We start from the raw sequence: 23853 nt of genomic DNA, 5'->3' as shown, positions 1-23853 counted from the left end.
ACGAGTGCTCGGCCCGGCTAGCGGGCCGCCGCCGTGATCGCCGCGGTCGGCTGCTCGTCATGCCAATCACGTTGGGCGAGAACGCGATACGCGACGCGTTCCAGGGCGGCCTGCACCGCTTGGCGGTCCGGGCGCCCCTCGAAGCCGGGCGACCGCCCGAGTTTGTCGACTAGCCAGGCCAACAGCAGCGAATGCACGTAGCCGACCTGCTGGGCCCCGGCCGGGGTGAGCCACAGCCGGTCGCCGTCGCTGCCCGCGTAACCGGCGGTGACCAGGCGCGAGAAGGTCGGCTCGAGCACCTCGAACGGAATCCGCAGATACTCCGCCATGTCGGTGAGTCGCGCGGTCCCGTACATCTGGGTGTAGCGGTTGATGCGCAACACTCCCCACAACCCGGCGACGTCGAGCCGGCAATCGGGTCGCATCGCGATGCTGCGCAACCGCATCCCGGTCTCGCCGCGCAACATCCGGGCGATCGCGTTCTCCAGCATCTGGTCGGGTGTTTCGGTGGTCGGCATGCCGAATGCGTCACCGAGATCGACTGTGCTGTCGTGGATGTCGCGCAGCGGGATTTCGCGCAGGAACAGCGCCAGCACGAAACCCACCAGTGCGACCGGGGCCGCCCAGAAGAACACCTCGGTGAGCGATTCCGCATAGGCCGCCACGATGGGCGCGGCCACCTCATGAGGCTGGCGGTGTAGGGCGCCCGGCGAGCTGACCGCGCCGGGCGGCGCGCCGCTGGCCGCCAGCGCCGGACCGATCCGGCGGTTCAGGAAGTTCACGAATAACGAGCCGAATATCGCTGCGCCGAAGGAACTTCCGATGGTCCGAAAGAACGTCACCCCGGACGTGGCGACGCCGAGATCTTCGAAGTCCGACGTGTTCTGCACGATCAGGATCAGCACCTGCATGGACAGCCCGATGCCGGCGCCCAGGATGAACAGATACAGCGACTGGATCACCGCCGGGGTCGACGGCTGCATCCGCGACATCAGCAGGAAGGCCAACGCCATCAACGCGGTGCCGGCCACGGGGAACATCTTGTACCGGCCGGTGCGCCCGACGATGGTGCCGCTGCCGGTCGAGGTGAACAGCATGCCCACCACCATGGGCAGGGTGCGCAACCCCGACGTGGTGGCCGAGACCCCGTCGACGTATTGCATGTAGGTGGGCAGGAACGTCATCGCGCCCAACATGGCGAAACCCACCACGAAGGACAGCACGCAGCACACGGTGAACACCGGGCTGGCGAACAAGCGGACCGGCAGAATGGGCTCGGCGGCGCGGCGTTCCACCACCACGAAAACGCCGAGCGCCACCGCGGCGGCGGCGAACAGGCCGATGATCGTCGGCGAGCCCCACGGATAGCGGCTGCCGCCCCAGCTGGTGGCCAGCGTCAGGCCGGCGGCGCCCAGGCCGACGAAAACGATTCCGGCGTAGTCGATCACCGGTTTGGCCGACGCGGCCAGCGCGGGAATCGCCGCGGCGGCAACGAAAATGACGATCACCGAGACCGGCACGTTCACCCAGAACGCCCAGCGCCAGCTCAGGTAATCGGTGAAATAGCCGCCCAACAGCGGGCCGATGACCGTGGTGACGCCGAACACCGCCCCGAGGATGCCCTGGTACCGGCCCCGCTCCCGCAGCGGAACGACCTCACCGATCAGCGCGCTGGCGGTGACGGTGATCCCGCCGCCGCCGATGCCCTGCAGCGCACGCGCTCCCACCAACATGGCCATCGACTGGGCCAGTCCGCACAGGACCGAGCCGGCCACGAAGAACAGGACGGCGGCCTGGAAGACGCGCTTGCGGCCGTACAGATCGCCGAGCTTGCCCACCAGCGCGGTGACAATGGTCGAGGCGAGCAAATAGCTGGTCACGACCCAGGACTGATGGCCGGCATCGCCCAGGTTGGCGACGATGGTCGGCAGCGCGGTCGCCACGATGGTCTGGTCCAACGCCGCGAGCAGCATGCCGAGCACGATCGCGACGAAGATCAGGTTGCGCCGCTGCGGGCTGATCCGCTCGCCGCCGGATCCGGTATCGGCGCGGGCCGGTGCATTCACTGCTGCTCTCGGGGTCGTCATGGCTGCCTTCCGTCGCGTCGGCGTCGGCTATGAGTACCCAGCTGTCGGCGTGGACCTGTCAGCCCGCTGACCCCGAGGGCGCGCCGTGCCGCCCCGGCATCAGCTCGGTGGCCGCGACACGCACTGCGCCGAGTAGAGCTCCACGCCCAGCTTGTCCATCAACTCCAGCTGCGTCTCCAGGTAGTCGATGTGCTTTTCCTCGTCGGCGACGATCTGCTCGAAAAGCGTGGCGGTGGTGGAGTCCTGCTTCTCCCGGCACAGGATGATGGCCGGCTTGAGCCGGTCCATCACCTCGTATTCGATGGCTAGGTCGGCCTCGAACTGCTCGCGCAGCGTCTGGCCGATGCGCAGCGAGAACAGGCGCTGATAGTTCGGCAACCCGTCGAGCAGCAGGATGCGGTCGGTGATCGCCTCGGCGTGGCGCATCTCGTCGAAGGACTCGGCCCGGGTGTGCTCAGCTAACTCGGTGAACCCCCAGTTGTCCTGCATCTTGGAGTGCAGGAAGTACTGGTTGATCGCGGTGAGTTCGCTGGTCAGCTGCTCGTTGAGCAGACGCAAAACTTCCGGATCCCCTTGCATTTTCACTCCTACGGTGTGAGCGGCTGGCTGTTCGGCCGCGGTCGGTGCGCCGGGCTGGAGCGCACGAACCTGGGCTGTAGCAGTACTTTGCCACGGCCACAGCGAATCTTCCAGCAAGGTTTGGCTGCGCTCAGTGCGTGTTACGGGTGAGCTAGATCGCTTCTTGTTAGGTTAGACTCCACTAACTGACTTAGGTTAGACTCCATTAATATGCGGCGGGATATGCGGCAGCTGTGTCCGGTGGTTTCGCGTGGGCGATCGACGCCCCCGGCGGCCACCGGCCGAGGCGGCGCGGCGTCGCCCGTCCGAGCGTTCGACGAAGGGGATGCCTACGTGCGAGGGGTGCGCTGATGTACGTGTGCCTTTGTGTCGGGGCCACCAACCAGACCGTGTCCGAGGTCGTGGCGCGGGGCGCCACCACCTCCAAGGAGATCGCCGCGGCGTGCGGGGCCGGCGGCGACTGCGGCCGGTGCCGGCGCACGCTGCGGGCGATTCTGGCCGCTTCGGCGAAGCTGGAGACCGCCCCGTCGGTCTGAGGCCGCTCCCCCGCCTCAGCTGGGCCGCTTAGTGCTGTTTGCTTGGTGCCTGCCGCTCAGCGCTTGTTGAAGTCGGCCAGCGCGGCCGCGTTGGCCTGGGCGCCCATCAGCTCCGCGAAGTGCGCGTTCTCCCGCGCGGTGGCCGCCGCGATCTGCGGCCGGACCGGTTCCATCATCGTGTGCTTAACCGCCATCAAACTCGAAATCGGGCGGGAGGCAAGGATTTCCGCGTGATGACGGGCCTGCGGCAGCAGCTCGTCGGGCGCGCAGACCCGCCAGACCAGGCCCATCCGCAGCGCCTCGTCGGCGTCGACCCATTCCGAGGACATCAACAGCCAGGCGGCGTTCTGCCGGCCGACCAGTTGTGGCAGCAGGTAGGACGAGGCCGCCTCGGGGGCCACCCCCAGGCTGGTGAACGGGCACTTCAGCCGGGCCGTCGACGACATGAACGCCAGATCGGCGTAGCCCAGGATGGTGGCACCGATCCCCACGCCGACGCCGTTCACCGCGCAGATCAGCGGCTTGGGAAATGCGCTGAGCGCGTTGATGAGTCCGATGAAGCCATGCTTGCCCGGGGTGAAGTCCGGGTCGGTGATGCGGGCCTGCATCTCGGCCAGGTCGGTGCCGGCGCTGAACCCGCGTCCCGCCCCGGTCAGCAGCACGACCGCCACCTCGGGATCCTCGGCCGCGGCCAGCAACGCCTCGGCGGTGGCGTCGTAGAGGGCTTCGTTGAACGCGTTCAGCGCCTCCGGGCGGTTCAGCGTGAGGGTGCGTACCCGCTTGTCGTCGTCGATCTGCAGCGTCACGCCAGCAGCTTAGGTCAGCCGTTGCTGTAGACGCGGGTCGGGGCGATCAGCACGACGGCCCGCCGCTCCCGGGCCATCACCCGGTCGTACTCGTCCCAGTCGTCGTGACTGCCGCCGGCGGCGGTGAACACTTCGCGCAGCAGCATTCGCAACCGGTCGGCGTCGGTCAGCCACGGCTGGGCGTCGTCCGGGCCGACCAATTCCGCGCGGCCCTCGACGGTCGCCCACTGCCAGCCGTTGCGGAAGGTGACGGCCAGCTGCGGCCGGGCCCGCAGGTTGGCCAGTTTGACCTTGCCGTAGGTGGTAAAGCCCAGCACCGGTTGACCGTTCGCCGGGTGCGCCAACCGGCCGACGTTGACCAGCGAGGCCTGCACGGTCTGGTCGGCGCGGACGGTGGATATCACCGCCAGACCGTTTTCCGCGGCGGCCAGGGCGACGGCGTCGTCGAGTGTGGTCATCTCCGGTACCTCATTGCGCGAACGGTGTCTTGACGAGGTAGCGGCTGGTCGGCACCGTGTCGATGTTCTCGTTGGCGCCAAAAGCCGTGGTGCTGGCCACCATTCGGCCCAGCCGGTGCTGCAGGTCCTGTTCGTCGGCCGCCCCGAAGAACGCCTGCAGATCGATGATCGCCTCGGCGGGGAACAACTCCTCGACGATGCCGGCGATCTCCGGTGCGCCCGGGGTGAGGGTGCGCACCACCCAGTTCTGGGTGTAGCCGAACGTCGATTGGGTCTCGATGGCCACCGGGGTGTGGTCGCGCTGCCAGCGGGTCAGCCAGGTCTCCTGGTCCATGCCGGCCGGCCCGCGCAGTAACGCGATGTTGGCCAAACCCGGTGTGCGAGAGGCTGGTTCGGTTTGCGGCGCCGGCAGCGGCACCGACTCGGTCACCAGATAGGCGGCCAGCTGCTCGCACTCGGCGGCGAGCAGGCGCAGCGCGGCCGCCACTTGCTCGCCGTAGCACTGCTGGGTCCACATGCTGACCACCGCGGCCACCGGCGGGTCCAGCGTGGTCAACGTCATCAACGACCGGCGCACCGCATCGTCGCGGACATTGACCGCCAGCCCGGGCAGGCCCAACTCGAGCAGCGCATCGGCGACCGCGCCGCGCTGGCGGGCGCACCAGTCCTCCTCCGAATCGGCACGCATAAGCACGGCGATCACTTTTTCCATGAGCCGAAACCTACCCGCGCCGGGCCGCCGGCAGGGTTACTTCACCAGCCGTACCTGGTGCTGGCTGCTGATCAGCTCGCCGATCAGCCCGGCCAGCTCGCGGTAGGAGTCGTCGCGCCCGCTCGACGAGCGGAACACCAGGCCGATGCGCCGGCCCGGGCGCGGCGCGGCGAACTGGGCCAGGCCCAGCCGGCTGCGCGACGCCTCCACCGGGACCGCGCTCTGCGGGATGAGCGTCACCCCCAGGCCGCCGGTCACGCACTGCACCGCGGTGGCCAGCGAGGCGGCCCGGGTATTGGCCAGCTCCGCCCGCACACCCGCCTTGTGGCAGACGTCCAGCGCCTGGTCGCGCAGGCAGTGCCCCTCGTCCAGCAGCAGCAGCGGCAGGTCGGCCAGCGCCGTCGCCGGCACCCGGCGCTTGCCCGCCAGCGGGTGGCCCGGCGGAAGCGCGAGCACGAAATCCTCGTCGTAGATCGGGATCGCGGTGACGCCCGCCGTCTCGGCGGGCAGCGCGATCAGCGCCGCGTCGAGGGCGCCCTCGCGCAGCACCGCCAGCAGCCGTTCGGTCTGGTCCTCGGTGACCCGCAGGGTCAGGCCGGGCCGCCGTTCGGCGATTCCGGCCAGCACGGTCGGCAGCACGTAGGGCACCACCGTGGGGATCAGCCCCAGCCGCATGCCGGCCCGCAACGGGTCCGTCGAACCCGCCGCCGCCGCGGTGAAGGCGTCGGCCGCCTCGACCACGGCCTGGGCGTGCGGCAGCAGCTCGGCGCCCTGGGGTGTCAAGAAGACACGCCGGGTGGAGCGCTCCACCAACTGCGTGCCCAGCCCCGCCTCCAGCGCCGCCAACACCTGCGACAGCGTCGACTGGCTGACTCCCAAAGCCGTTGCGGCACCGCTGAATTGGCGCTTCTCGGCGACCGCGACGAAGGCGCGCAGGCCGGCGATCGTGGGCTGATAAGTCTTATCGGGCATACCTATAAGTGTAGTGGGAAATATCACCTTTACTTCATTGAGGGTACGCGGCACCATGGTGGACGAAAGCTAATTTTGAGTTGATCCAGATTAAGTAGATCCAGATAGGAGCGACATGCCTCTGCTGACCATCGGCGACCAGTTCCCCGCCTACGAGCTGACCGCGTTGATCGCGGGCGACCTGTCCAAGGTCGACGCCAAGCAGCCCGGTGACTACTTCACCACCATCACCAGCGAGGACCACGCCGGCAAGTGGCGCGTGGTGTTCTTCTGGCCCAAGGACTTCACCTTCGTCTGCCCCACCGAGATCGCCACCTTCGGCAAGCTCAACGACGAGTTCGAGGACCGCGACGCGCAGGTGCTCGGCGTCTCGATCGACAGCGAGTTCGTCCACTTCAACTGGCGCGCCCAGCATGAGGACCTGAAGAACCTGCCGTTCCCGATGCTCTCGGACATCAAGCGCGAACTGAGCCTGGCCACCGGTGTTCTCAATGCCGACGGCGTGGCCGACCGGGCCACCTTCATCGTCGACCCGAACAACGAGATCCAGTTCGTCTCGGTCACCGCGGGTTCGGTGGGCCGCAACGTCGAGGAAGTGCTGCGGGTGCTGGACGCGCTGCAGTCCGACGAGCTGTGCGCGTGCAACTGGCGCAAGGGTGACCCGACGCTGAACGCCACCGAACTGCTCAAGGCCTCTGCTTAATTCGGGCCCGGCTGGGTACAAGCCTGATCAGGAGGCGAGATGAGCGTCGAGAATCTCAAGGAAGCACTGCCGGAGTACGCCAAGGATCTCAAGCTGAACCTGGGCTCGATCACGCGCACCACCGAGCTCAACGAGGAGCAGCTCTGGGGCACGCTGTTGGCCAGCGCCGCGGCGACCCGAAACACGCAGGTGCTCACCGAGATTGGCGCCGAGGCGGCCGACACCCTGTCCGCCGAGGCGTACCACGCGGCGCTGGGCGCCGCATCGGTGATGGCGATGAACAACGTGTTCTACCGGGGCCGCGGCTTCTTGGACGGCAAGTACGACGACCTGCGTGCGGGATTGCGGATGAACATCATCGGCAATCCCGGCGTGGAGAAGGCGAACTTCGAGCTGTGGTGCTTCGCCGTTTCGGCCATCAACGGATGCCCGGACTGCGTGGCTTCGCACGAGCACACGCTGCGCGAGGCGGGCGTCAGCCGGGAGACCATCCAGGAGGCGCTCAAGGCCGCCGCGATCATTTCCGGTGTCGCCCAAGCGATCGTCGCCTCCCAGACGCTGGCGACCGCCGGCTGACCGTGCCGTCGTGGCCAGTGTCGTGACCGGACCCGACTGGGTCCAGCACGTCATCTGGTGGCAGGTCTATCCGCTGGGGTTCGTCGGCGCGTACCCGCTACCGCAGTCCAGCGAGCCGCCGCAACCGGAACAACACCGGTTGCGGCGGCTCGTCGACTGGTTCGACCACGCGATCGAACTCGGCGCCTCCGGCATCGCGCTGGGCCCGATCTTCGCCTCCCGGACCCATGGCTACGACACCACCGACCACTACCGCATCGATCCCCGGCTCGGCGACGACGCCGACTTCGACCACCTCATCGCGCAAGCGCACCGGCGCGGCCTGCGGGTGCTGCTCGACGGCGTGTTCAACCACGTCGGTGTGGATTTCCCGCGGTATCGCGCCGCCATCGACTCTGACGATCACGCCGCCGCCCGCTGGTTTCGCGGTAGTCGCGGGCGTTTTCACACCTTCGAGGGCCACGACGGCCTGATCACCCTCAACCACGACAATCCCGAGGTCGTCGACTACACCGTCGACGTCATGGCGCACTGGCTGGGACGCGGCGCCGACGGCTGGCGGCTGGACGCGGCTTACGCTGTGCCGGAATCGTTTTGGGCGGCCACCCTGCCCCGGGTGCGCGACCGCTACCCGCAGGCCTGGTTTGTCGGCGAATTGATCCACGGCGACTACGCCGCGGTGGTGCGGGCCGCCGGCTTCGACTCGGCCACCCAGTACGAGCTGTGGAAGGCGATCTGGAGCAGCCTCAACGACGGCAACTTCTATGAACTGGACTGGGCGCTGCAGCGGCACAACGCATTTCTGGGCCGGTTCTCGCCGCTGACCTTCATCGGCAACCACGACGTCACCCGGATCGCCAGCCAGCTGAACAACCCCGCGCACCTGGCGCACGCCCTGGTGCTGCTGCTGACGGTCGGCGGGGCGCCCAGCGTGTACGCCGGCGACGAGCTCGGCTTTCGCGGAATCAAGGAGGAACGGTTCGGCGGCGACGACGCGGTACGGCCCGAGTTCGACTCTCCCCCAATACCATTGGATGACTTCGGCACGAAGGTGTGGAGGCTGCACCAGTACCTGATCGGGCTGCGCCGCCGCCATCCCTGGCTGCACGCGGCCACCACCACCGCGCTGCTGCTGCAAAACCGGCACTACGTGTACGAGACCCGCAGCGGCGATGAGGCCCTGCTGATCGTGCTCAACATCGGCGATGAGCCGCTGCGGGTTTCGCTCGACGAGCTGGGCGGCCGGCGCGGGCGGGTGATCGGCGGCTCGGCGGCCCCACCGCCGGAGGTGCTCGACACGGTGGTCGTCGAGCCGCAGGGCTGGCGGATCCTGAGCCCGATCTAGGAGTCCGCCAGGCGGGCCAGCGTCACCGGGTCCTGCCGGCCGTCGTAGTACTTCTGCAGGACCGCCAGGAAGTCAGCGTTGTCGTCGGTCGCGTGCGCGAACAGCGTCATCGACGAGCACAGCTTCAGGTCGTCGGGCGAGCCGAAGATCTGCCCGACGGATCGGCCCTGCACCCGCTCGACCAGTCGGGCGCATTCGTGCAGACGCGGCCCGAGCAGCTCGTGGCGCAGGTAGGCGCGGGCCTCCGGCAGCGACGAGATGCCGTACCGGTCCGCCATCGCGCTGCCACCCAGGCCGCGCAGCTGCGGAAAGACGAACCACATCCAATGGCTGCGTTTTCGCCCAGCACGCAACTCGTCGACGACGTCGGCGTAGACCGGCTCCTGGGCGTCCACGAAGCGTTTGAGATCGAACGGGTCGGCGGCCGAGTCCATATGACTACGGTGGCACATGTGGGAGTCCAACGGCGAGTGCCCAGGGTGCGCGACCTCGCGCCACTGATGCAGTTCAAGCGGCCCGAGTTCAACGCGACCAAACGCCGCCTGCGATCCGCCCACACCATCGAGGACCTGCGCCGCATCGCCAAACGCCGCACCCCGAAGGCGGCCTTCGACTACACCGACGGCGCCGCCGAGGACGAGCTGTCCATCCAGCGCGCCCGACAAGCCTTCCGCGACATCGAGTTTCACCCGACGATCCTGCGTGACGTCAGCACCGTGACCGCGGGATGGGATGTGCTGGGCGGGCCGGTGGCGCTGCCGTTCGGGATCGCCCCGACCGGCTTCACCCGGCTGATGCACACCGAGGGCGAGATCGCCGGTGCGCGGGCGGCGGCGCGGGCGGGCATCCCGTTCTCGCTGTCCACCCTGGGCACCTGCGCGATCGAGGACCTGGCGGCCGCAGTTCCCCAGTCGCGCAAGTGGTTTCAGCTGTACATGTGGAAAGACCGGGAACGCTCGATGGCGCTGGTGCGCCGGGCCGCCGACGCAGGTTTCGACACCCTGCTGGCCACCGTCGACGTCCCGGTGTCCGGGGCGCGGCTGCGGGACAACCGCAACGGCATGACGATCCCGCCGACGCTGACGCTGCGCACCGTGCTGGACGCGGTGCCGCACCCGAAATGGTGGTTCGACCTGTTGACCACCGAGCCGCTGGCGTTCGCGTCGCTGGATCGCTGGCCCGGCACCGTCGCGCAGTATCTGAGCACCATGTTCGACCCCAGCCTCACCTTCGACGACCTGGAGTGGATCAAGGCGCGGTGGCCGGGAAAGCTGGTGGTGAAGGGGATTCAGACGCTGGACGATGCCCGCGCCGTCGTCGACCGCGGCGCCGACGGCATCGTGTTGTCGAATCATGGTGGGCGCCAACTGGATCGGGCCCCGGTGCCGTTCCACCTGCTGCCCACCGTGGCGCGCGAGCTGGGCAAGCACACCGAGATCCTGCTGGACACCGGGATCATGTCGGGCGCCGACATCGTCGCGGCGATCGCGCTGGGGGCCCGCTGCACCCTGGTCGGGAGGGCCTATCTGTACGGGCTGATGGCCGGGGGTGAGGCCGGCGTGACCCGGGCGATCGAGATCCTGGCCGAAGGCGTGATCCGGACGATGCGGCTGCTGGGCGTCACCTGTCTCGAGGAGCTGTCGCCGCGGCATGTGACGCCGCTGCGGCGGCTGGCGCCGCTGCCGCCCGTCGAGCCGCCAGTGACGCCGGCGTGACGCTCGCCGGCCGACGGTGCGCGGGCGTGACGCTCGTAGCGAAACCGTCCTCGGGAACAAACCGGCGCCGGGCTGGGTTAAGCGCATCAGACTCAACTTTTGGAGGATTTGATGGCTGAGGCCTACTCGGTGCCGGTGCTGTTCGTCACCGACACCATCGTGTTGCCCGGGATGGTGGTGCCGATCGCGCTGGACGACGCGGCCCGCGCGGCGATCGACGCCGCTCAGGCGAGCGAATCCGGTCAGCTGCTGATCGCCCCCCGGCTCGAGGACCGCTACCCGTCTCACGGCGTGATCGCCAAGATCGTGCAGGTCGGGCGCATCGCCGGGGGCGGCACCGCCGCGGTGGTGCGCGGCGAGCGCCGGGCCCAGATCGGGGCCGGCACGTCCGGGCCCGGCGCGGTGCTGTGGGTGCAGGCGACCCCGGTCCCCGACGCCGCGATCACCGACGAGATCAAGACGCTGGCCGCGGAGTACAAGAAGCTGCTGCTGGCCATGCTGCAACGCCGCGAGGCCTGGGAGATCATCGACTACGTCAACCGGCTGACCGACCCGTCGGCGCTGGCCGACACCTCCGGCTACGCGTCCTACCTGACCAGCGCGCAGAAGCGCCAGCTGCTGGAAACGGTCGATGTGGCCGAGCGGCTGCGGGTGCTGATCGACTGGACCAGCTCGCATCTGGCCGAGGTCGAGGTCAGCGACAAGATCGCCGAGGACGTGCGCGAGGGCATGGAGAAGACGCAGAAGGAATTCCTGCTGCGCCAGCAGCTGGCCGCGATCCGCAAGGAGCTGGGCGAGGGCGAACCGGACGGGTCCGATGAGTACCGGGCCCGCGTCGAGGCCGCCGACCTGCCCGAGAAGGTCCGCGAGGCCGCGCTGCGCGAGGTCGGCAAGCTGGAACGCGCCAGCGACCAGAGCCCGGAATCCGGCTGGATCCGCACCTGGCTGGACACCGTGCTGGAGCTGCCGTGGAACGTGCGCACCGACGACTCCACCGACCTGAAGGCGGCCCGGGACATCCTGGACGCCGACCACCACGGCCTCGACGACGTCAAGGACCGCATCGTCGAGTACCTGGCCGTGCGCACCCGCCGCGCCCAGCGTGGGCTGCAGGTGGTCGGCGGCCGCGGCTCGGGTGCGGTGATGGTGCTGGCCGGCCCGCCCGGCGTCGGCAAGACGTCGCTGGGCGAGAGCGTGGCGCGGGCGCTGGGCCGCAAGTTCGTGCGCGTCGCCCTGGGCGGGGTGCGCGACGAGGCCGAGATCCGTGGCCACCGGCGCACCTACGTGGGCGCGCTGCCGGGCCGAATCGTGCGTGCGATCGGCGAGGCGGGATCGATGAATCCCGTTGTGCTGCTGGACGAAATCGACAAGGTCGGCTCCGACTACCGGGGCGACCCGAGCGCGGCGCTGCTCGAGGTGCTCGACCCGGCGCAGAACCACACGTTCCGCGACCACTACCTGGATCTGGACCTCGACCTGTCCGACGTGGTGTTCCTGGCCACCGCCAACGTCGTCGAGAACATCCCGTCGGCCCTGCTGGACCGGATGGAGCTGGTGACCATCGACGGCTACACCGAGGACGACAAGGTCGCCATCGCCCGGGACTACCTGCTACCCCGGCAGCGGGAGCGGGCGGCGCTGACCGAGGACGAGGTGACGGTGACCGATGCGGCGCTGCGCAAGATCGCCGCCGACTACACCCGCGAGCCGGGCGTGCGACAGTTCGAACGGCTGCTGGCCAGGGCGCTGCGCAAGGTGACGACCAAGCTGGCAGAGCAGCCTGGGCCGGTCACCATCGACGAGCCCGATCTCGTCGACTACCTGGGCCGGCCCCGGTTCACGCCCGAGTCGGCCGAACGCACCGCGGTGCCCGGGGTGGCGACCGGCCTGGCCGTCACCGGCCTGGGCGGCGATGTGCTCTACATCGAGGCCGGGGCGACCGACGGGGAGCCGGGGTTGCAGCTGACCGGTCAGCTGGGTGACGTGATGAAGGAGTCGGCGCAGATCGCGCTGTCCTACGTGCGCTCCCACGCCGCCGCGCTCGGGGTCGACCCGAAGGCGCTGGACCGGCGCATCCACGTGCACGTGCCCGCCGGGGCGGTGCCCAAGGACGGCCCGTCGGCCGGTGTCACGATGGTGACCGCGCTGGTGTCGATGGCCACCGGGCGCCAGGTGCGCTCCGACGTCGGCATGACCGGCGAGGTCACGCTGAACGGTCGGGTGTTACCGATCGGCGGCGTGAAGCAAAAGCTGCTGGCGGCCCAACGTGCCGGGCTGTCAACGGTTTTCATCCCGGCGCGCAACGAGCCGGATCTCGATGACGTGCCTGCCGAGGTGCTCGAGGCGCTGACGGTCACGCCCATGACCGACGTGGCCGACATCGTCGCGCAGGCGCTGGAACCCGTCACCGCGCCGGCCGTCGCCGCGGCATGACCGCGCCTCCAGCGTCACGCCGGCGTGGCTCTCGGCGCCGAACGCCACGCTGGCGTGACGCCGGGTGTCGCGGTTGAATGACCGCGTGAGTCTCAAACGGCGAGTGGTACACCGAGTTCAACGCCTGCTGGTCAACCCGGTGGGCCGGCAATTGCCGATGACCATGCTCGAAACCACCGGACGCAAGAGCGGCAAGCCGCGGCGGACCGCGGTGGGAGGACGCGTGGTGGACAACCAGTTCTGGATGGTTTCCGAACACGGCGAACACTCCGACTATGTGCGCAACATCAAGGCCAATCCGGCCGTCCGCGTGCGGGTCGGCGGCCGCTGGCGCACCGGCACCGCGCACTTGTTGCCGGACGACGACCCCGTGCAGCGGAAGGGCAACCTGCCCCGCCTCAACAGCGCGATGGTGCGCCTGATGGGCAGTGACCTGCTGACCATCCGGGTGGACCTGGACTGACCTCGACGCCCGTGTCGGCGGCCGGCATTAAGGTCGTCGCATGCCCTACGACGAGGACCTGGCCAACCGGATCCGCGAGCTGCTCGGCGGTCAACCGGGCATCGAGGAGAAGCGCATGTTCGGCGGGCTGGCGTTTCTGCTCAACGGCAACATGTCGGTGGCGGCCAGCGGCCAGGGCGGGCTGCTGGTGCGGGTGCCGCCCGAGGACACCGACAAGCTCGTCGCGCGCGCCCATGTCGGCCCGGTGGTGATGGCCGGGCGGGAGACCCGTGGCTGGTTACGAGTCGACGCCGCCGGGGTGCGGACCAAACGCCAGCTTGCGGGTTGGGTCGCCCGCGGCGTCGGATACGCCGAAAGCCTGCCGCCCAAGTAGCGGCGCCGTTTGCCCGCGCACGCCGGGGGTACGCGAACCGGTATGAGCAACCGCGACCAGCGAGTGCGACGACTGCTCGACGTCGCCGGCCAGACGTACGCCGCGCAGGCGCGCATCAAGCTGAGCGACAAGCCGATGCCGCTGTTTCAGCTTCTGGTGCTGTGCATGCTGGCCAGCAAGCCGATCGACGCGGCCATCGCCGTGGGCGCGGCGGCCGAACTGTTCAAGGCGGGTCTGCGAACCCCCAAGGCCGTGCTGGATGCGGATCGGCAGACCATGATCGATGCGTTCGGGCGCGCCCACTACGTGCGTTACGACGAGAGCTCGGCCACCCGGCTCACCGACATGGCCGAGCGCGTGCGCGACGACTACTCCGGTGATCTGCGCGAACTGGCCGCTCGCAGCGAGCACGACACGGCGTCGGCGAAACGGATGCTGAAGAAATTCAAGGGCATCGGCGACACCGGCGCCGACATCTTTCTGCGCGAAGTCCAGGACGTGTGGACCTGGGTGCAGCCCTACTTCGATGACCGGGCCACCGGAGCCGCCAAGAAACTGGGGCTGCCCGCCGAGCCGGACAAGCTGGGAAGCCTTGCGCCGCAAGCCAATGCGCGGCTGGCCGCCGCCCTGGTGCGCGCGTCGCTGGACGACGACGTGCGCCGGCAGGTCAGCGGCTGACCGCCCCGTGACCGTGCGCATCGGTACCTCCGGGTGGTCGTATGACCACTGGGCGGATGTGCTGTACCCGCCGGGAACGCCGTCGGCGCGCCGGCTGTCCCGCTACATCGAGGTGTTCGACACCGTCGAGTTGAACGCCAGTTTCTACCGCTGGCCCAAGGATTCGACGTTCGCGGGGTGGCGCGAGCAGTTGCCGGACGGCTTCACCATGTCGGTCAAGGCGCACCGCGGACTCACCCACTACCGCCGGCTGGCCTCCCCCGAACCGTGGATCGAACGGTTCGAGCGGTGCTGGGAGTTGCTGGGCGATCGGCGCGGCGTGCTGCTGGTGCAGTTGCATCCCGAGCAGCAGCGCGACGACGCCCGCCTGGATTCCTTCTTGGAGCGCATGCCCGCGTCCATCCGCGTCGCCGTCGAACTGCGCCACCCGTCGTGGAACGACCCCGCGGTGTATGCGCTGCTGGAGCGCCGCCGTGCGGCGTACGTGGTGACGAGCGGCCTTGGACTGGCGTGCATCCCGCGTGCGACGACCGACCTGGTCTACATCCGGATGCACGGACCGGACCCAGCCGCCAACTATGCCGGCTCGTACTCCGACGAGGACTTGCGGTGCTGGGCCGAGCGGATCACCGCCTGGGACGGTGACGGAAAGGACGTGTGGATGTATTTCAACAACGACCTGGGCGGCCACGCGGTACGCAACGCGCTCGCGCTGCGCGAGCTGGTGGGTTGAGCGCCCGCGAGTAGGCTGAAACTTCGACAGAACGGAGCAACCCATCATGGCCAGCGCGACCGGCTTCGTCATCATCGGCGGCGGACTTGCGGCGGCAAAAGCCGTGGAAGCATTGCGGGACAACAACTTCGACGGGCGCATCATCGTGTTCGCCGACGAGGAGCACCTGCCCTACGAACGGCCGCCGCTGTCCAAGGAGTTTCTGGCCGGCAAGAAGTCACTGACCGACTTCACCGTGCAGAACTCGGACTGGTACCGGGACAACGACGTCGACCTGCGGCTCAACACCCGGGTGTGCGCGCTGGACGCCGCCGGCCACACCGTCGGGCTCGCCGACGGCACCACCGTGGCCTACGACAAGCTGCTGCTGGCCACCGGATCGGCCGCGCGGCGCCCGCCGATACCGGGATCGGATTGCGCCGGCGTGCATTACCTGCGCACGTATGAAGACGCGGTGGCGTTGAATTCCTTTCTGGGCGAAGGGAAGTCGCTGGCCGTGGTGGGTGCGGGGTGGATCGGGCTGGAAGTGGCCGCGGCCGCGCGCCAGCGCGGTGTCGAGGTCACGGTGGTGGAGGCGGCCCGACAACCCCTGACCGCGGCGCTGGGGGAAACCGTCGGCGAGGTGTTCGCCACGCTGCATCGCGAGCACGGCGTGGATCTGCGGCTCGAGACGCAGGTGCGAGAGATCACCCGGGCCGACGGCTCGGCGACCGGCCTGCGCACCACGGACGGGTCGGCGATCCCCGCGGACGCGGTGCTGGTGGCCGTCGGCGCCCGACCCAACATCGAACTCGCCGAGGCGGCCGGGCTGTCCCTGGCCGATGGTGGTGTGCTGGTCGACGCGTCGTTGCGCACCAGCGATCCCGACATCTACGCCGTCGGCGACATCGCCGCCGCCGAACATCCGCTGCTGCGCACCCGGATCCGCACCGAGCACTGGGCCAACGCGCTCAAACAGCCCGCGATCGCCGTGGCCGGGATGCTGGGCAGGCCGGGCGAATACGACGAACTGCCCTACTTCTTCACCGATCAGTACGACCTGGGCATGGAGTACGTCGGGCATGCTCCCCGGTTCGAGCGGGTGGTGTTCCGCGGCGACGTCGCAGCCCGCGAATTCGTCGCGTTCTGGCTCGACGCCGACGACCGGGTGCTGGCCGGGATGAACGTCAACATCTGGGATGTGCTCGACGACGTCAAGGCCCTGATCCGGTCCCGGGCGCCCATCGACGCCGACCGGCTCGGTGATCCCGGCGCACCGCTGGGCGAGCTGCTCGGTTGACGGGTCAGCCCGCGGGGCGCTGGGCCGGCGATCCCTCGGCGCAGTGCTGCGGCGGCGTCCACCGGCCGTCGATGACCTCGGGTGGGCATTGCACCTGCAACCGCTCCCGCTCGGTGCGGCGGCGCTTGATCCGCAGCCGGGCATCGCCGGGCATGGTCACCAGCTCGTTGCAGGTCAGGTAGTACACGTCGTCGACGGCGTCGATCAGATCCGCCTCCACCCGCAGAGATCCCAAGGCGCGCAACGTCATTCGGAGCTCGTGGGTGAACCGCATGGTGGCGTCGTGGGCCAGCTCCTTAGAGCCGCGGGCGTTGGCCGCCAGCCGCTCGGCCAGCGTCGCCGGCGCGGCGGGCTCGGCGGGCGCCGCGGCGGCAGCGGCGGCGGCGCTCAGCAGCATCGCCGGGTCGTCGGCGAACGTCTGGCTGGCCAGCTCGGCGTCCCCGGGCCCGCGGTGTCCAATCCGCGCCACCGCGGCGTCCACGGCGGCGGCGGTCTTCGGCGCCAGCGCGCGGATGCTGGCGAGGTTGCCGTCGGCGGCCAGCGCACACAACGGCGGGTCGGCCGCCAACATCGCCGCCAGCTCGGCGGTTTCGGCTGCCACTAGGCCGCTTTCGGTGATCATGCCGAGGCCGGGCGCACTCTGCCCGGCCTGGCTGCGCACCAGCGCCGCCGCCGTGATCCCGGTGTCGAGCAGCCACAGCGCGTTGAGGATCCAGCCCTGGTGGATGCGGTCGCGCAACAGCCGCAGCCGCACCTCCAGCGCGGCCTGCGGCAGCAATGCCAGTTGGGCGGCGTCCACCTGCTCGGCGACGGCGGCGGCGCAGTAGTCGCGGGTGTTCGCCCGCAAGTGCCGCAGCAGCGCCACCGACCGTCCCGCGGCCACCGCCTTGGCGATCGAGCCGAGCGCCCCGCCCGCCAACGCCGGCTCACCGAGCGGCAGCGGATCGCCGACCTGGGGCCGGCCCACCAGGGCGTCGCGGGCGACGGCGTCCTGGTCCCAGCCGGGCAGCTGGGTGGCGGCGACCATGTTGACCGACACCCCGACATAGGGCCGGTGGCCGAACACCGCGATGGCCCTGCTGTCCCATTCCTCGCCGACCGCGCCGCCCAGCGCGAGCACCCGGCCCAACACCCGGCTCGCGGTGCGCAGCCCGCTCAGTTGGACGTCGAGCGTGATCGGGGTGAGCGGTCCGGGCAGCGCATCGGTGAGCGCGGTGGCCGAAAACACCGGGAACCGCGGATCGATCCGGTCGTCGAATTCGCCTTCCACGCCTTCGGGCGCCGCGCTGTGCGCGCCGTTGCCCGCCCGCTGCGGCAGCACCTCGACGGGCAGCGCGAGCTGGGCGCCGTGATTGATCGCGCCCGCGGTGTCCAGCCGGCGCCCGACCAGCCCACGCGCGGTGTCGGCGACCGCGTCCAGCGCGTGCCAGCCGAACTCGAACAGCCAATCCTCTTGCGCGGCAGCAACATTGAGATCCGGAATCAGCTGCGACCAGCTGCGCACCCGGTGCAGCCGGGAACGGGGGTCGGTGGCGCGCAGCATCCGCCAGGCGGTGACCAGGTTGACGGTGTCCGGGCTGGCCAGGTCCACCACGCCGGTGCGGTCGGTGTCGAGGGCCGTCACCAAAAAGCGCATCAGGTCGTCGAGGTGCAGCACCCGCATCGGCTGCGCCGACACCTTGGTGCGCAGCACGGTGGCCACCGTGCGGCACACCATCCAGTCGAGCTGACGACCGACCGGCGGCGCGATCCGGACCACCACGCTGGGCCCCCAGCTCGAGGCCACCAGGTCCTCGGCCGGTCGATACAGCTCGGGCCGGCCGGCGGCCTGCGACACGAACAACAGCCGGGACCCGGCCCGGGCGGCGGCGTCGGTGACGCGCGCCAGCCCGTCCATGGCGGCGTTGCCGGGGGCGGTGGGGTCGATCGGGGCCAGGTGGATGACCGCGTCGGCCTCGTCGGTCAGCTCGCGCAACACCCGGTCGCGCAGCGGCGCGCAAACGAATTCGACGTTGCGGTCCAGGCAGGGGTGCGGCAGCTCAGCAATTCCGGTGACGGTGTGCCCGGCCGCGATCAGCTGCCCAGCGACCAGCCGCCCGAGTGCGCCGGTGGCGTCGGTAACCAGGATGTGCACCTGGGCTCACCTCCCCCAACCCTCAGCACTCAACAATAGCCAAATAGGCACTGGCTACGCGACCGTCGGTCCGGTAACGGTTCGATGACCGGCGGTGACGCCGGCGCCGGGGCCCGGGCCACTGCCCCGGGCTACTGCAGCGTCGCGCTGCCGTCGACGGCGACGGCGACCTTGGCGCCACCGATGTCCTCGCGCACGGTTGCCTGCGCGGCGGCGCGATCGGTGACGACGGCCAGGGCGCGCGACCCGTCCGGGGTGCGCACCGCCAGGAACGCCTTCTCCGGCTCACCCTCGCGGTCGTGGGGCGTCGTCCAGGCCTCAACGGTGCCGACGCCCTCCCACTCGACCGCCGCATCGGTCGTCGGCTCCCGGTCGACGGCCGATTGGGTGTCCTCCCAACGGAATTCGGCCGGCGGTTCGGTGCCGTAGACGCCGAAGCTGTGCTTGGTCAGGTAGCCGCCGTTGGCGGTGATCAAACCGCGCCGCCCGGGATTGGCCACCAGCAACTCGGCCATGGTGGCGATGGAGTGCATGACGTAGTTGCTCCACGGCCCGCCCGCAAACGTCAGCCCGCCGGTCACCGTGAGCGGTCGGGCGGGGTCGTCGAGGCCCAGCCCGAGTTCGGCCGCCGCCACCTGCACCGCGGAGGGAAAGCACGAGTACAGGTCCACGTTGTCGACGTCGTCGATGCCCAGCCCGGCCAGTTGCAGCGCCCGGGCGCCGGCGATCCGGATGGCCGCCGAGCGGTGCAGCTCGTGGCGTTCGGCGATGGACGCGGTGTCATGCGCATCCGTGCCCGCCAGCGGGTAGACCCACCGCTCGGGCGGGACCTTCAGCCGTCGCGCCTGCTCCACGGAGGTCAGTACGAGCGCCGCACCCTGGTCGACCATGTTGTTGGAGTTCATCAACTTGGTGTACGGCCAGCTGATCATCCGGTTGTGCGGCCCCGCCCGGCAGATGTCGTCGGCGCTGTGCGGGGTGCGGATCCAGGCGTGCGGGTTGTCCACCGCCACCGCGTTGAACCGCGCCCACAGCCGCCCGATGCGGGTGAGGTGGTCCTCGACCGACTCGCCGGTGGCCACCCGCAGCGCCTGCTCGAACAGGGGGTAGACGTAGGCCGGCCGGTCCAGGGAGATCCTGATCTCGGCCTCGCCGGCCATCGCCACGTCTTCGCCGCTGACCTCGGCCATCGGCACTGAGCGGTCCTGCTCGGTCCAGACCAGTTTGCCGCCCTTGGCCCGCAATCCCCGTCGGGTGCGCCAGGTTTCGGCGCCGGCCAGCAGCACCACGTTGGCGCGGCCCCGCTGGATGTCCAGGCATGCCTGGTTGACCAGCGATTGCGGCACGTTGCCGCCGACCGGGGTGTACAGCGTGCCGAAGTCGCGGGCGCCGATGCGCTGGCCGAGCAGCAGCCCGGGATCGCGATACTGCGCCGAGAGGATGTTGACCACCCGGATGGAATCCACCGCCTCGATCACCGCGGCGTCGGCGGCCCGCTCGACGGCGGCGGCCATCAGGTCGACGGGCTCGACGGAGCGGACCGCCGGGTCGATGTCGTCGCGGTGGTTGACCTGGCCGTAGCCGATCAGCACCGGGGTGCGGGGGTCGACGGTCATGCAACGAATTTAGCGTGGCTATGAATCCGGCCGGGCCGTCGGCCCCGGCGCCGGACCGGCCGGGTCGGCGGGCCCGAACAGCACCCGCTCGTCGATCAGCCGCCGAATGTCGGCGGTGTTCATGCCCAGCAGGTCGCGGCAGATCGCCACGGTGTCCTGGCCGGGCAGCGGCGCCGGGGCCTGGCGGGCCGGCGGGATGTGGCGAAACGGCGCCGGGCCGGTCTCGGCCGGCAGCGGGTTGTCGATCAGCGGATGCCGCATCGGGCGGTAGAGGTTGCGGGCGATCAGCTGCGGGTCCTCCAGGATCTCCGGCGGGCGGTTCATCGGGCCGGCCGGCACCGCGGCCGCCTGCAGCAGCTCGGCGGCCCGCACCGGGGTGCGGGTGCGGGTCCATGCCGAGACCAGCTCCACCAGCTCGCGGCGATGGGCCAGCCGCGCCTCCGCGGTGCCGAAGCGGGGGTCGTCCGCCCATTCGGCGTGGTCGAAAACCGAAGCGGCGCGCCGCCATTCGTCATCCGACCGGATCGAGATGACGCACCACTCGTCGTCCCCGGCGCAAGGGTAGACCGCGTGCAGGCCGGTGTCCGGGCGGATCTGGGCCACACCGGCGGCCAGCGCGGCCTGCGTGACATACAGCGTGTCGAGCTGGTTGACCACCACCTCGGCCTGCGAGATGTGCACGTGGGCTCCGGCGCCGGCCCGGTCGCGGTGGATCAGGGCGGCCAGCGCCGCGATCGCGGTGACCCGCCCTACCACGTGATCGGGGAAGATCGTCGTCGCGTCGTAGAACGCGTGCCGGCCGTCGTCGTCGTGTTCCCGCGCATCGTCGGACGTCCACAACCGGGTCACCCCGGTGGTGGCGCGCACCAGGGGGCCGTAGCCCATCCGGGTGCTCCACGGCCCGGTGTCGCCGAAGGCGCTGCTTTCGGCCAGCACGATCCGCGGGTTGATCGCGCGCAGCTGTTCGTAGGAAAAACCCAGTGCGGCAAGGGTTCCCGGTTTGAAGTTGGCGAACACCGCGTCGGCCTCGGCCACCAGCCGGGCGAAGATCGTCTTGCCCTGCGCGCTGCGCAGGTCCAGTCCCAGCGCCCGGTTGTTGCGGTGCGTCCAGGCGAACGACTCGCCCATGGCCTCGCCGGCGCGGGCCTGGCGCAGCCCGTCGGGGTAGTCCGCGCTCTCGACCTTGATGACGTCGGCGCCCAGGTCACCGAACAGCCGGCTCAGCTCGCCGCCGGCGACGATGATGCCCAGGTCCAGGATGCGCAGGCCGGCGAAGGGATGGTCGCCGAGCCGGCCCGCCGGCGACGGCACCACCGACGGGGCGCCGCGCCAGTACGGTTCGTCCTGGCCGGCGGCGGGCACCGGCGCGCGAAAGCCCGCGCGCCGGCCGTCGACGACGAAATATCCGCTCGGCACGGCGGTGTGCACGCCGGGGACGAGTTCGGCGTCGGTGATGGCGCCCACCGCCTGAAAGTGGTCGGATCCCAGGATCTGCGACGGCGTCAGCACCGCGGCGATCGGAACCCCGTGCGCCTGGCCGGCGGCCACCAGATCCTTCATGGTCTGCCCGGCGAACAGCTTCTGCAGCAGCTCGCTGATCTGCGGCCACACCGCGAACCGCGCGCCGATCACGTCGTACTTGGGATCCTGGAAGTCCTCCGGCTCCCCCAGCCAGCGGCGCAGCCCGTGCCATTGCCGCGGCGCCATCACGCACAGCCGGACGTAGCCGTCCTGGCACGGATAGATCGGGTAGGCATCCTGGTTCTTCGGCCGGCCCCGCCACCGCCCGCTGCGCCGGATGCCGGCGGCGGCCTGCCCGTGCGCGCCGAACGCCGGGTCGAGCGCCATCACGACGGCGTCGAACCACGAGAAGTCGATGTAATCGCCTGTGCCGCAACGTAATCGGTTGTAGTATGCAGCGAGTGCGGCCCATGCAGCCTGAACGGCCGCGGTTGCCGACGCGATGCCGTCCGGCGGCAACACCGGAGTGCCGGTGGTGGGGCCGGATCGCGACAGCGCTCCGCACATCGCATACAGCACCGGATCGGTGGCGCGCCACGACGAGCGCGGGCCGGTGGCGCCGAAATCGGTGATCGACAGCACCACCAGGTGCGGGTAGCGGGCGGCCAGCTCCTCGGCGGAGGTGCCGAACATGGCGCCGCGCTCGTCGACGCCGGTGTCCACGACGATGTCGGCGTCGGCGGCCAGGTCCAGGAAGCGGGCGCAGTCCTCGTCGTCGAACGGGTCCAGCACGGTGCTGCGCTTGTTGGCGTTGTGCACGGCGAACGGAATGCTGGCGCCGCGCAGCGTGGGCAGCGCGTCACGCCCCAGGCAGCCGCCCGGCGGCTCGACCTTGAGGACGTCGGCGCCGAGGTCGGCGAACAGCCGGGTGACCGCGTCGGCGACGCCGTTCGACAAGTCCAGGACGCGCACGGCGTCGAGCAACCGGTCGGCCATCTGCACACCGTACCCGCCTGGTCAGGCCGCCGCGCGGCGGGCGTTGAGCGCGCCATCGGGATACCGCGCCGGCCCAAAATACCGGGCGGGCAAGCTGTTTCGGCGCGCATCGGCCCTGCGCCGCTCGCCGCGGCGGGCGGTCGGCTATCGTCACAGGCCGATCCGCGACCTGTCGTCCGATGGAGGCATCCCCTTATGACCGCGCACCTGAGCTACGTCGAGGCCGTGGTGGTCGGCGCCTTCCAGGGCGTCACAGAGCTGTTCCCCGTCTCCAGCCTCGGCCACGCGGTGCTGGTGCCGGCGCTGGTCGGCGGGCGCTGGGCGCAGGACCTGAGCGTGTCGGCCCACCGATCGCCCTACCTGGCGTTCATCGTCGGCCTGCACGTGGCCACCGCGGCCGCGCTGCTGGTCTTCTTCTGGCGCGACTGGGTGCGCATCCTGGCCGGCTTCTTCTCCTCGCTGCGGCATCGCCGCATCCGCACCCACGACGAGCGGCTGGCCTGGCTGATCGTGGTGGGCACCATCCCGGTGGGGTTGGCCGGGCTGGCGCTGGAGCAGCTGTTCCGCACCACCCTCGGCAAGCCCGTCCCGGCGGCGGCCTTCCTGCTGCTCAACGGCGTCGCGCTGTATGCCGGTGAGGTGCTGCGCCGACGCGTCGCGCCGGTGGCGGATGAGCCCGCGGTGCCCGACGCGGAGCAGCAGCACGGCGACGAGGCCTCCGACAACCGCCTCGCCCAACTTCCGCTGCGCCGCGGCGTGCTGATCGGCGCTGCGCAGATCCTCGCCCTGCTGCCCGGCATCAGCCGCTCCGGCATCACCATCGTGGCCGGGTTGTGGCGCGGCCTGTCGCACGAGGACGCCGCCCGCTTCTCGTTCCTGCTGGCGACGCCGATCATCCTGGCCGCCGGGGTGTACAAGATCCCGGAGCTGTTCGGGCCGCTCGGCGCCGGGATCGGTGGGCAGGTGCTGGCCGGCAGCGTCGCCTCGTTCGTGTGCGCCTACCTGGCGGTGCGCTATCTCACCCGGTACTTCCAGACCCGCACGCTGACGCCGTTCGCGATCTATTGCGCCGTGGCCGGCGGCGCCAGCCTGGTGTGGCTCGCGCTGCGCTAACCGAGGGCCACCGACCGGCCGCTTGTTGCGCGGGCCGACGCCGAGTGCTGTGCTTAGCCCGTCGATGTTGACACCCGTCAAGAAT

The 23853-nt window shown here is 70.1% G+C and carries 22 protein-coding genes; 12 read left to right on the top strand and 10 right to left on the bottom strand.

The genetic code is table 11. From position 1 onward, the window contains the following. Positions 1–17: 17 nt before the first annotated feature. Positions 18–2066, bottom strand: coding sequence for an MDR family MFS transporter (locus MAA44156_RS07855; protein ID WP_009976947.1), 2049 nt, complete (start codon positions 2064–2066; stop codon positions 18–20). A gap of 120 nt (positions 2067–2186) precedes the next feature. Further along, the gene (gene bfr / locus MAA44156_RS07850; RefSeq protein WP_003876561.1) at positions 2187–2666 is read right to left on the bottom strand and encodes a bacterioferritin; all 480 of its coding nucleotides are present in this window, start codon (positions 2664–2666) and stop codon (positions 2187–2189) included. A 350-nt stretch (positions 2667–3016) separates the two neighbouring features. Here bfr and MAA44156_RS07845 point away from each other — a divergent pair, with 350 nt between their 5' ends. Then, a complete protein-coding gene (locus tag MAA44156_RS07845) occupies positions 3017–3202 on the top strand; it encodes a (2Fe-2S)-binding protein (RefSeq protein ID WP_003876560.1) in 186 nt (61 codons plus the stop codon). 56 nt (positions 3203–3258) lie between these two features. Here the strand turns inward: MAA44156_RS07845 and MAA44156_RS07840 are convergent, their stop codons facing one another. The 4 genes from MAA44156_RS07840 to MAA44156_RS07825 are packed head-to-tail and all read right to left on the bottom strand — an operon-like array spanning position 3259 to position 6150. Continuing rightward, positions 3259–4008 (bottom strand): enoyl-CoA hydratase/isomerase family protein, encoded by a 750-nt coding sequence (locus tag MAA44156_RS07840; RefSeq protein WP_003876559.1) that lies wholly within the window; start codon positions 4006–4008, stop codon positions 3259–3261. A gap of 14 nt (positions 4009–4022) precedes the next feature. Next, positions 4023–4466, bottom strand: a complete 444-nt coding sequence (locus MAA44156_RS07835; protein ID WP_003876558.1) for a TIGR03618 family F420-dependent PPOX class oxidoreductase — start codon at positions 4464–4466, stop codon at positions 4023–4025. A gap of 10 nt (positions 4467–4476) precedes the next feature. Next, positions 4477–5178 (bottom strand): EthD domain-containing protein, encoded by a 702-nt coding sequence (locus tag MAA44156_RS07830; protein WP_009976950.1) that lies wholly within the window; start codon positions 5176–5178, stop codon positions 4477–4479. 36 nt (positions 5179–5214) lie between these two features. Continuing rightward, positions 5215–6150: a hydrogen peroxide-inducible genes activator gene (locus tag MAA44156_RS07825; protein WP_009976952.1), complete on the bottom strand. Its 936-nt coding sequence runs from the start codon at positions 6148–6150 to the stop codon at positions 5215–5217. Positions 6151–6265: 115 nt separating this feature from the next. Here MAA44156_RS07825 and MAA44156_RS07820 point away from each other — a divergent pair, with 115 nt between their 5' ends. Genes MAA44156_RS07820 through MAA44156_RS07810 form a run of 3 tightly spaced genes read left to right on the top strand, consistent with a single transcriptional unit; the run spans position 6266 to position 8774 of the window. After that, the gene (locus tag MAA44156_RS07820) at positions 6266–6853 is read left to right on the top strand and encodes a peroxiredoxin (RefSeq protein ID WP_009976955.1); all 588 of its coding nucleotides are present in this window, start codon (positions 6266–6268) and stop codon (positions 6851–6853) included. 39 nt (positions 6854–6892) lie between these two features. Beyond that, positions 6893–7429, top strand: coding sequence for an alkyl hydroperoxide reductase (locus MAA44156_RS07815; RefSeq protein ID WP_003876554.1), 537 nt, complete (start codon positions 6893–6895; stop codon positions 7427–7429). A 10-nt stretch (positions 7430–7439) separates the two neighbouring features. After that, a complete protein-coding gene (locus tag MAA44156_RS07810) occupies positions 7440–8774 on the top strand; it encodes an alpha-amylase family protein (protein WP_009976958.1) in 1335 nt (444 codons plus the stop codon). Here the strand turns inward: MAA44156_RS07810 and MAA44156_RS07805 are convergent. Next, the gene (locus tag MAA44156_RS07805; RefSeq protein ID WP_009976960.1) at positions 8771–9208 is read right to left on the bottom strand and encodes a DUF1810 domain-containing protein; all 438 of its coding nucleotides are present in this window, start codon (positions 9206–9208) and stop codon (positions 8771–8773) included. The genes MAA44156_RS07810 and MAA44156_RS07805 overlap by 4 nt on opposite strands. Positions 9209–9226: 18 nt before the next feature. Between MAA44156_RS07805 and MAA44156_RS07800 the strand changes: the two genes are divergently transcribed. From MAA44156_RS07800 to MAA44156_RS07770, 7 genes are all read left to right on the top strand, one after another. Beyond that, positions 9227–10489 carry an alpha-hydroxy acid oxidase gene (locus tag MAA44156_RS07800; RefSeq protein ID WP_023880068.1) on the top strand — a complete coding sequence of 421 codons (1263 nt, stop codon included), beginning with the start codon at positions 9227–9229 and terminating at the stop codon, positions 10487–10489. Between the two features lie 111 nt (positions 10490–10600). Next, a complete protein-coding gene (lon, locus tag MAA44156_RS07795; RefSeq protein WP_205590189.1) occupies positions 10601–12922 on the top strand; it encodes an endopeptidase La in 2322 nt (773 codons plus the stop codon). A gap of 85 nt (positions 12923–13007) precedes the next feature. Continuing rightward, the gene (locus MAA44156_RS07790) at positions 13008–13385 is read left to right on the top strand and encodes a nitroreductase family deazaflavin-dependent oxidoreductase (protein WP_033715540.1); all 378 of its coding nucleotides are present in this window, start codon (positions 13008–13010) and stop codon (positions 13383–13385) included. Between the two features lie 40 nt (positions 13386–13425). Then, complete coding sequence (locus MAA44156_RS07785) at positions 13426–13758, top strand: TfoX/Sxy family protein (RefSeq protein WP_009976968.1); 333 nt, start codon at positions 13426–13428, stop codon at positions 13756–13758. A 42-nt stretch (positions 13759–13800) separates the two neighbouring features. Then, a complete protein-coding gene (locus MAA44156_RS07780) occupies positions 13801–14436 on the top strand; it encodes an HhH-GDP family DNA glycosylase (protein WP_009976969.1) in 636 nt (211 codons plus the stop codon). Positions 14437–14443: 7 nt separating this feature from the next. Then, positions 14444–15169 carry a DUF72 domain-containing protein gene (locus tag MAA44156_RS07775; RefSeq protein WP_009976970.1) on the top strand — a complete coding sequence of 242 codons (726 nt, stop codon included), beginning with the start codon at positions 14444–14446 and terminating at the stop codon, positions 15167–15169. A 46-nt stretch (positions 15170–15215) separates the two neighbouring features. After that, on the top strand, positions 15216–16448 hold the full coding sequence (locus tag MAA44156_RS07770; RefSeq protein ID WP_009976971.1) for an NAD(P)/FAD-dependent oxidoreductase: 1233 nt from the start codon (positions 15216–15218) through the stop codon (positions 16446–16448). 4 nt (positions 16449–16452) lie between these two features. Here MAA44156_RS07770 and MAA44156_RS07765 read toward each other — a convergent pair whose 3' ends face one another. The 3 genes from MAA44156_RS07765 to MAA44156_RS07755 all read right to left on the bottom strand — a co-directional run bounded on the left by MAA44156_RS07765 (position 16453) and on the right by MAA44156_RS07755 (position 22661). Next, positions 16453–18582, bottom strand: coding sequence for an NAD-dependent epimerase/dehydratase family protein (locus MAA44156_RS07765; RefSeq protein WP_121035627.1), 2130 nt, complete (start codon positions 18580–18582; stop codon positions 16453–16455). A gap of 131 nt (positions 18583–18713) precedes the next feature. Further along, positions 18714–20198: an acetyl-CoA acetyltransferase gene (locus MAA44156_RS07760; RefSeq protein ID WP_009976976.1), complete on the bottom strand. Its 1485-nt coding sequence runs from the start codon at positions 20196–20198 to the stop codon at positions 18714–18716. Between the two features lie 18 nt (positions 20199–20216). Next, positions 20217–22661, bottom strand: a complete 2445-nt coding sequence (locus MAA44156_RS07755; RefSeq protein ID WP_009976977.1) for a CaiB/BaiF CoA-transferase family protein — start codon at positions 22659–22661, stop codon at positions 20217–20219. Positions 22662–22850: 189 nt separating this feature from the next. On the opposite strand from MAA44156_RS07755, the gene MAA44156_RS07750 reads away from it, so the two are divergent. Continuing rightward, positions 22851–23768, top strand: a complete 918-nt coding sequence (locus tag MAA44156_RS07750; RefSeq protein WP_009976979.1) for an undecaprenyl-diphosphate phosphatase — start codon at positions 22851–22853, stop codon at positions 23766–23768. Positions 23769–23853: the final 85 nt, after the last annotated feature.

Source organism: Mycobacterium avium subsp. avium (assembly GCF_009741445.1).
Taxonomy (GTDB): domain Bacteria; phylum Actinomycetota; class Actinomycetes; order Mycobacteriales; family Mycobacteriaceae; genus Mycobacterium; species Mycobacterium avium.
This window is presented reverse-complemented; position numbering and strand designations above follow the sequence as displayed.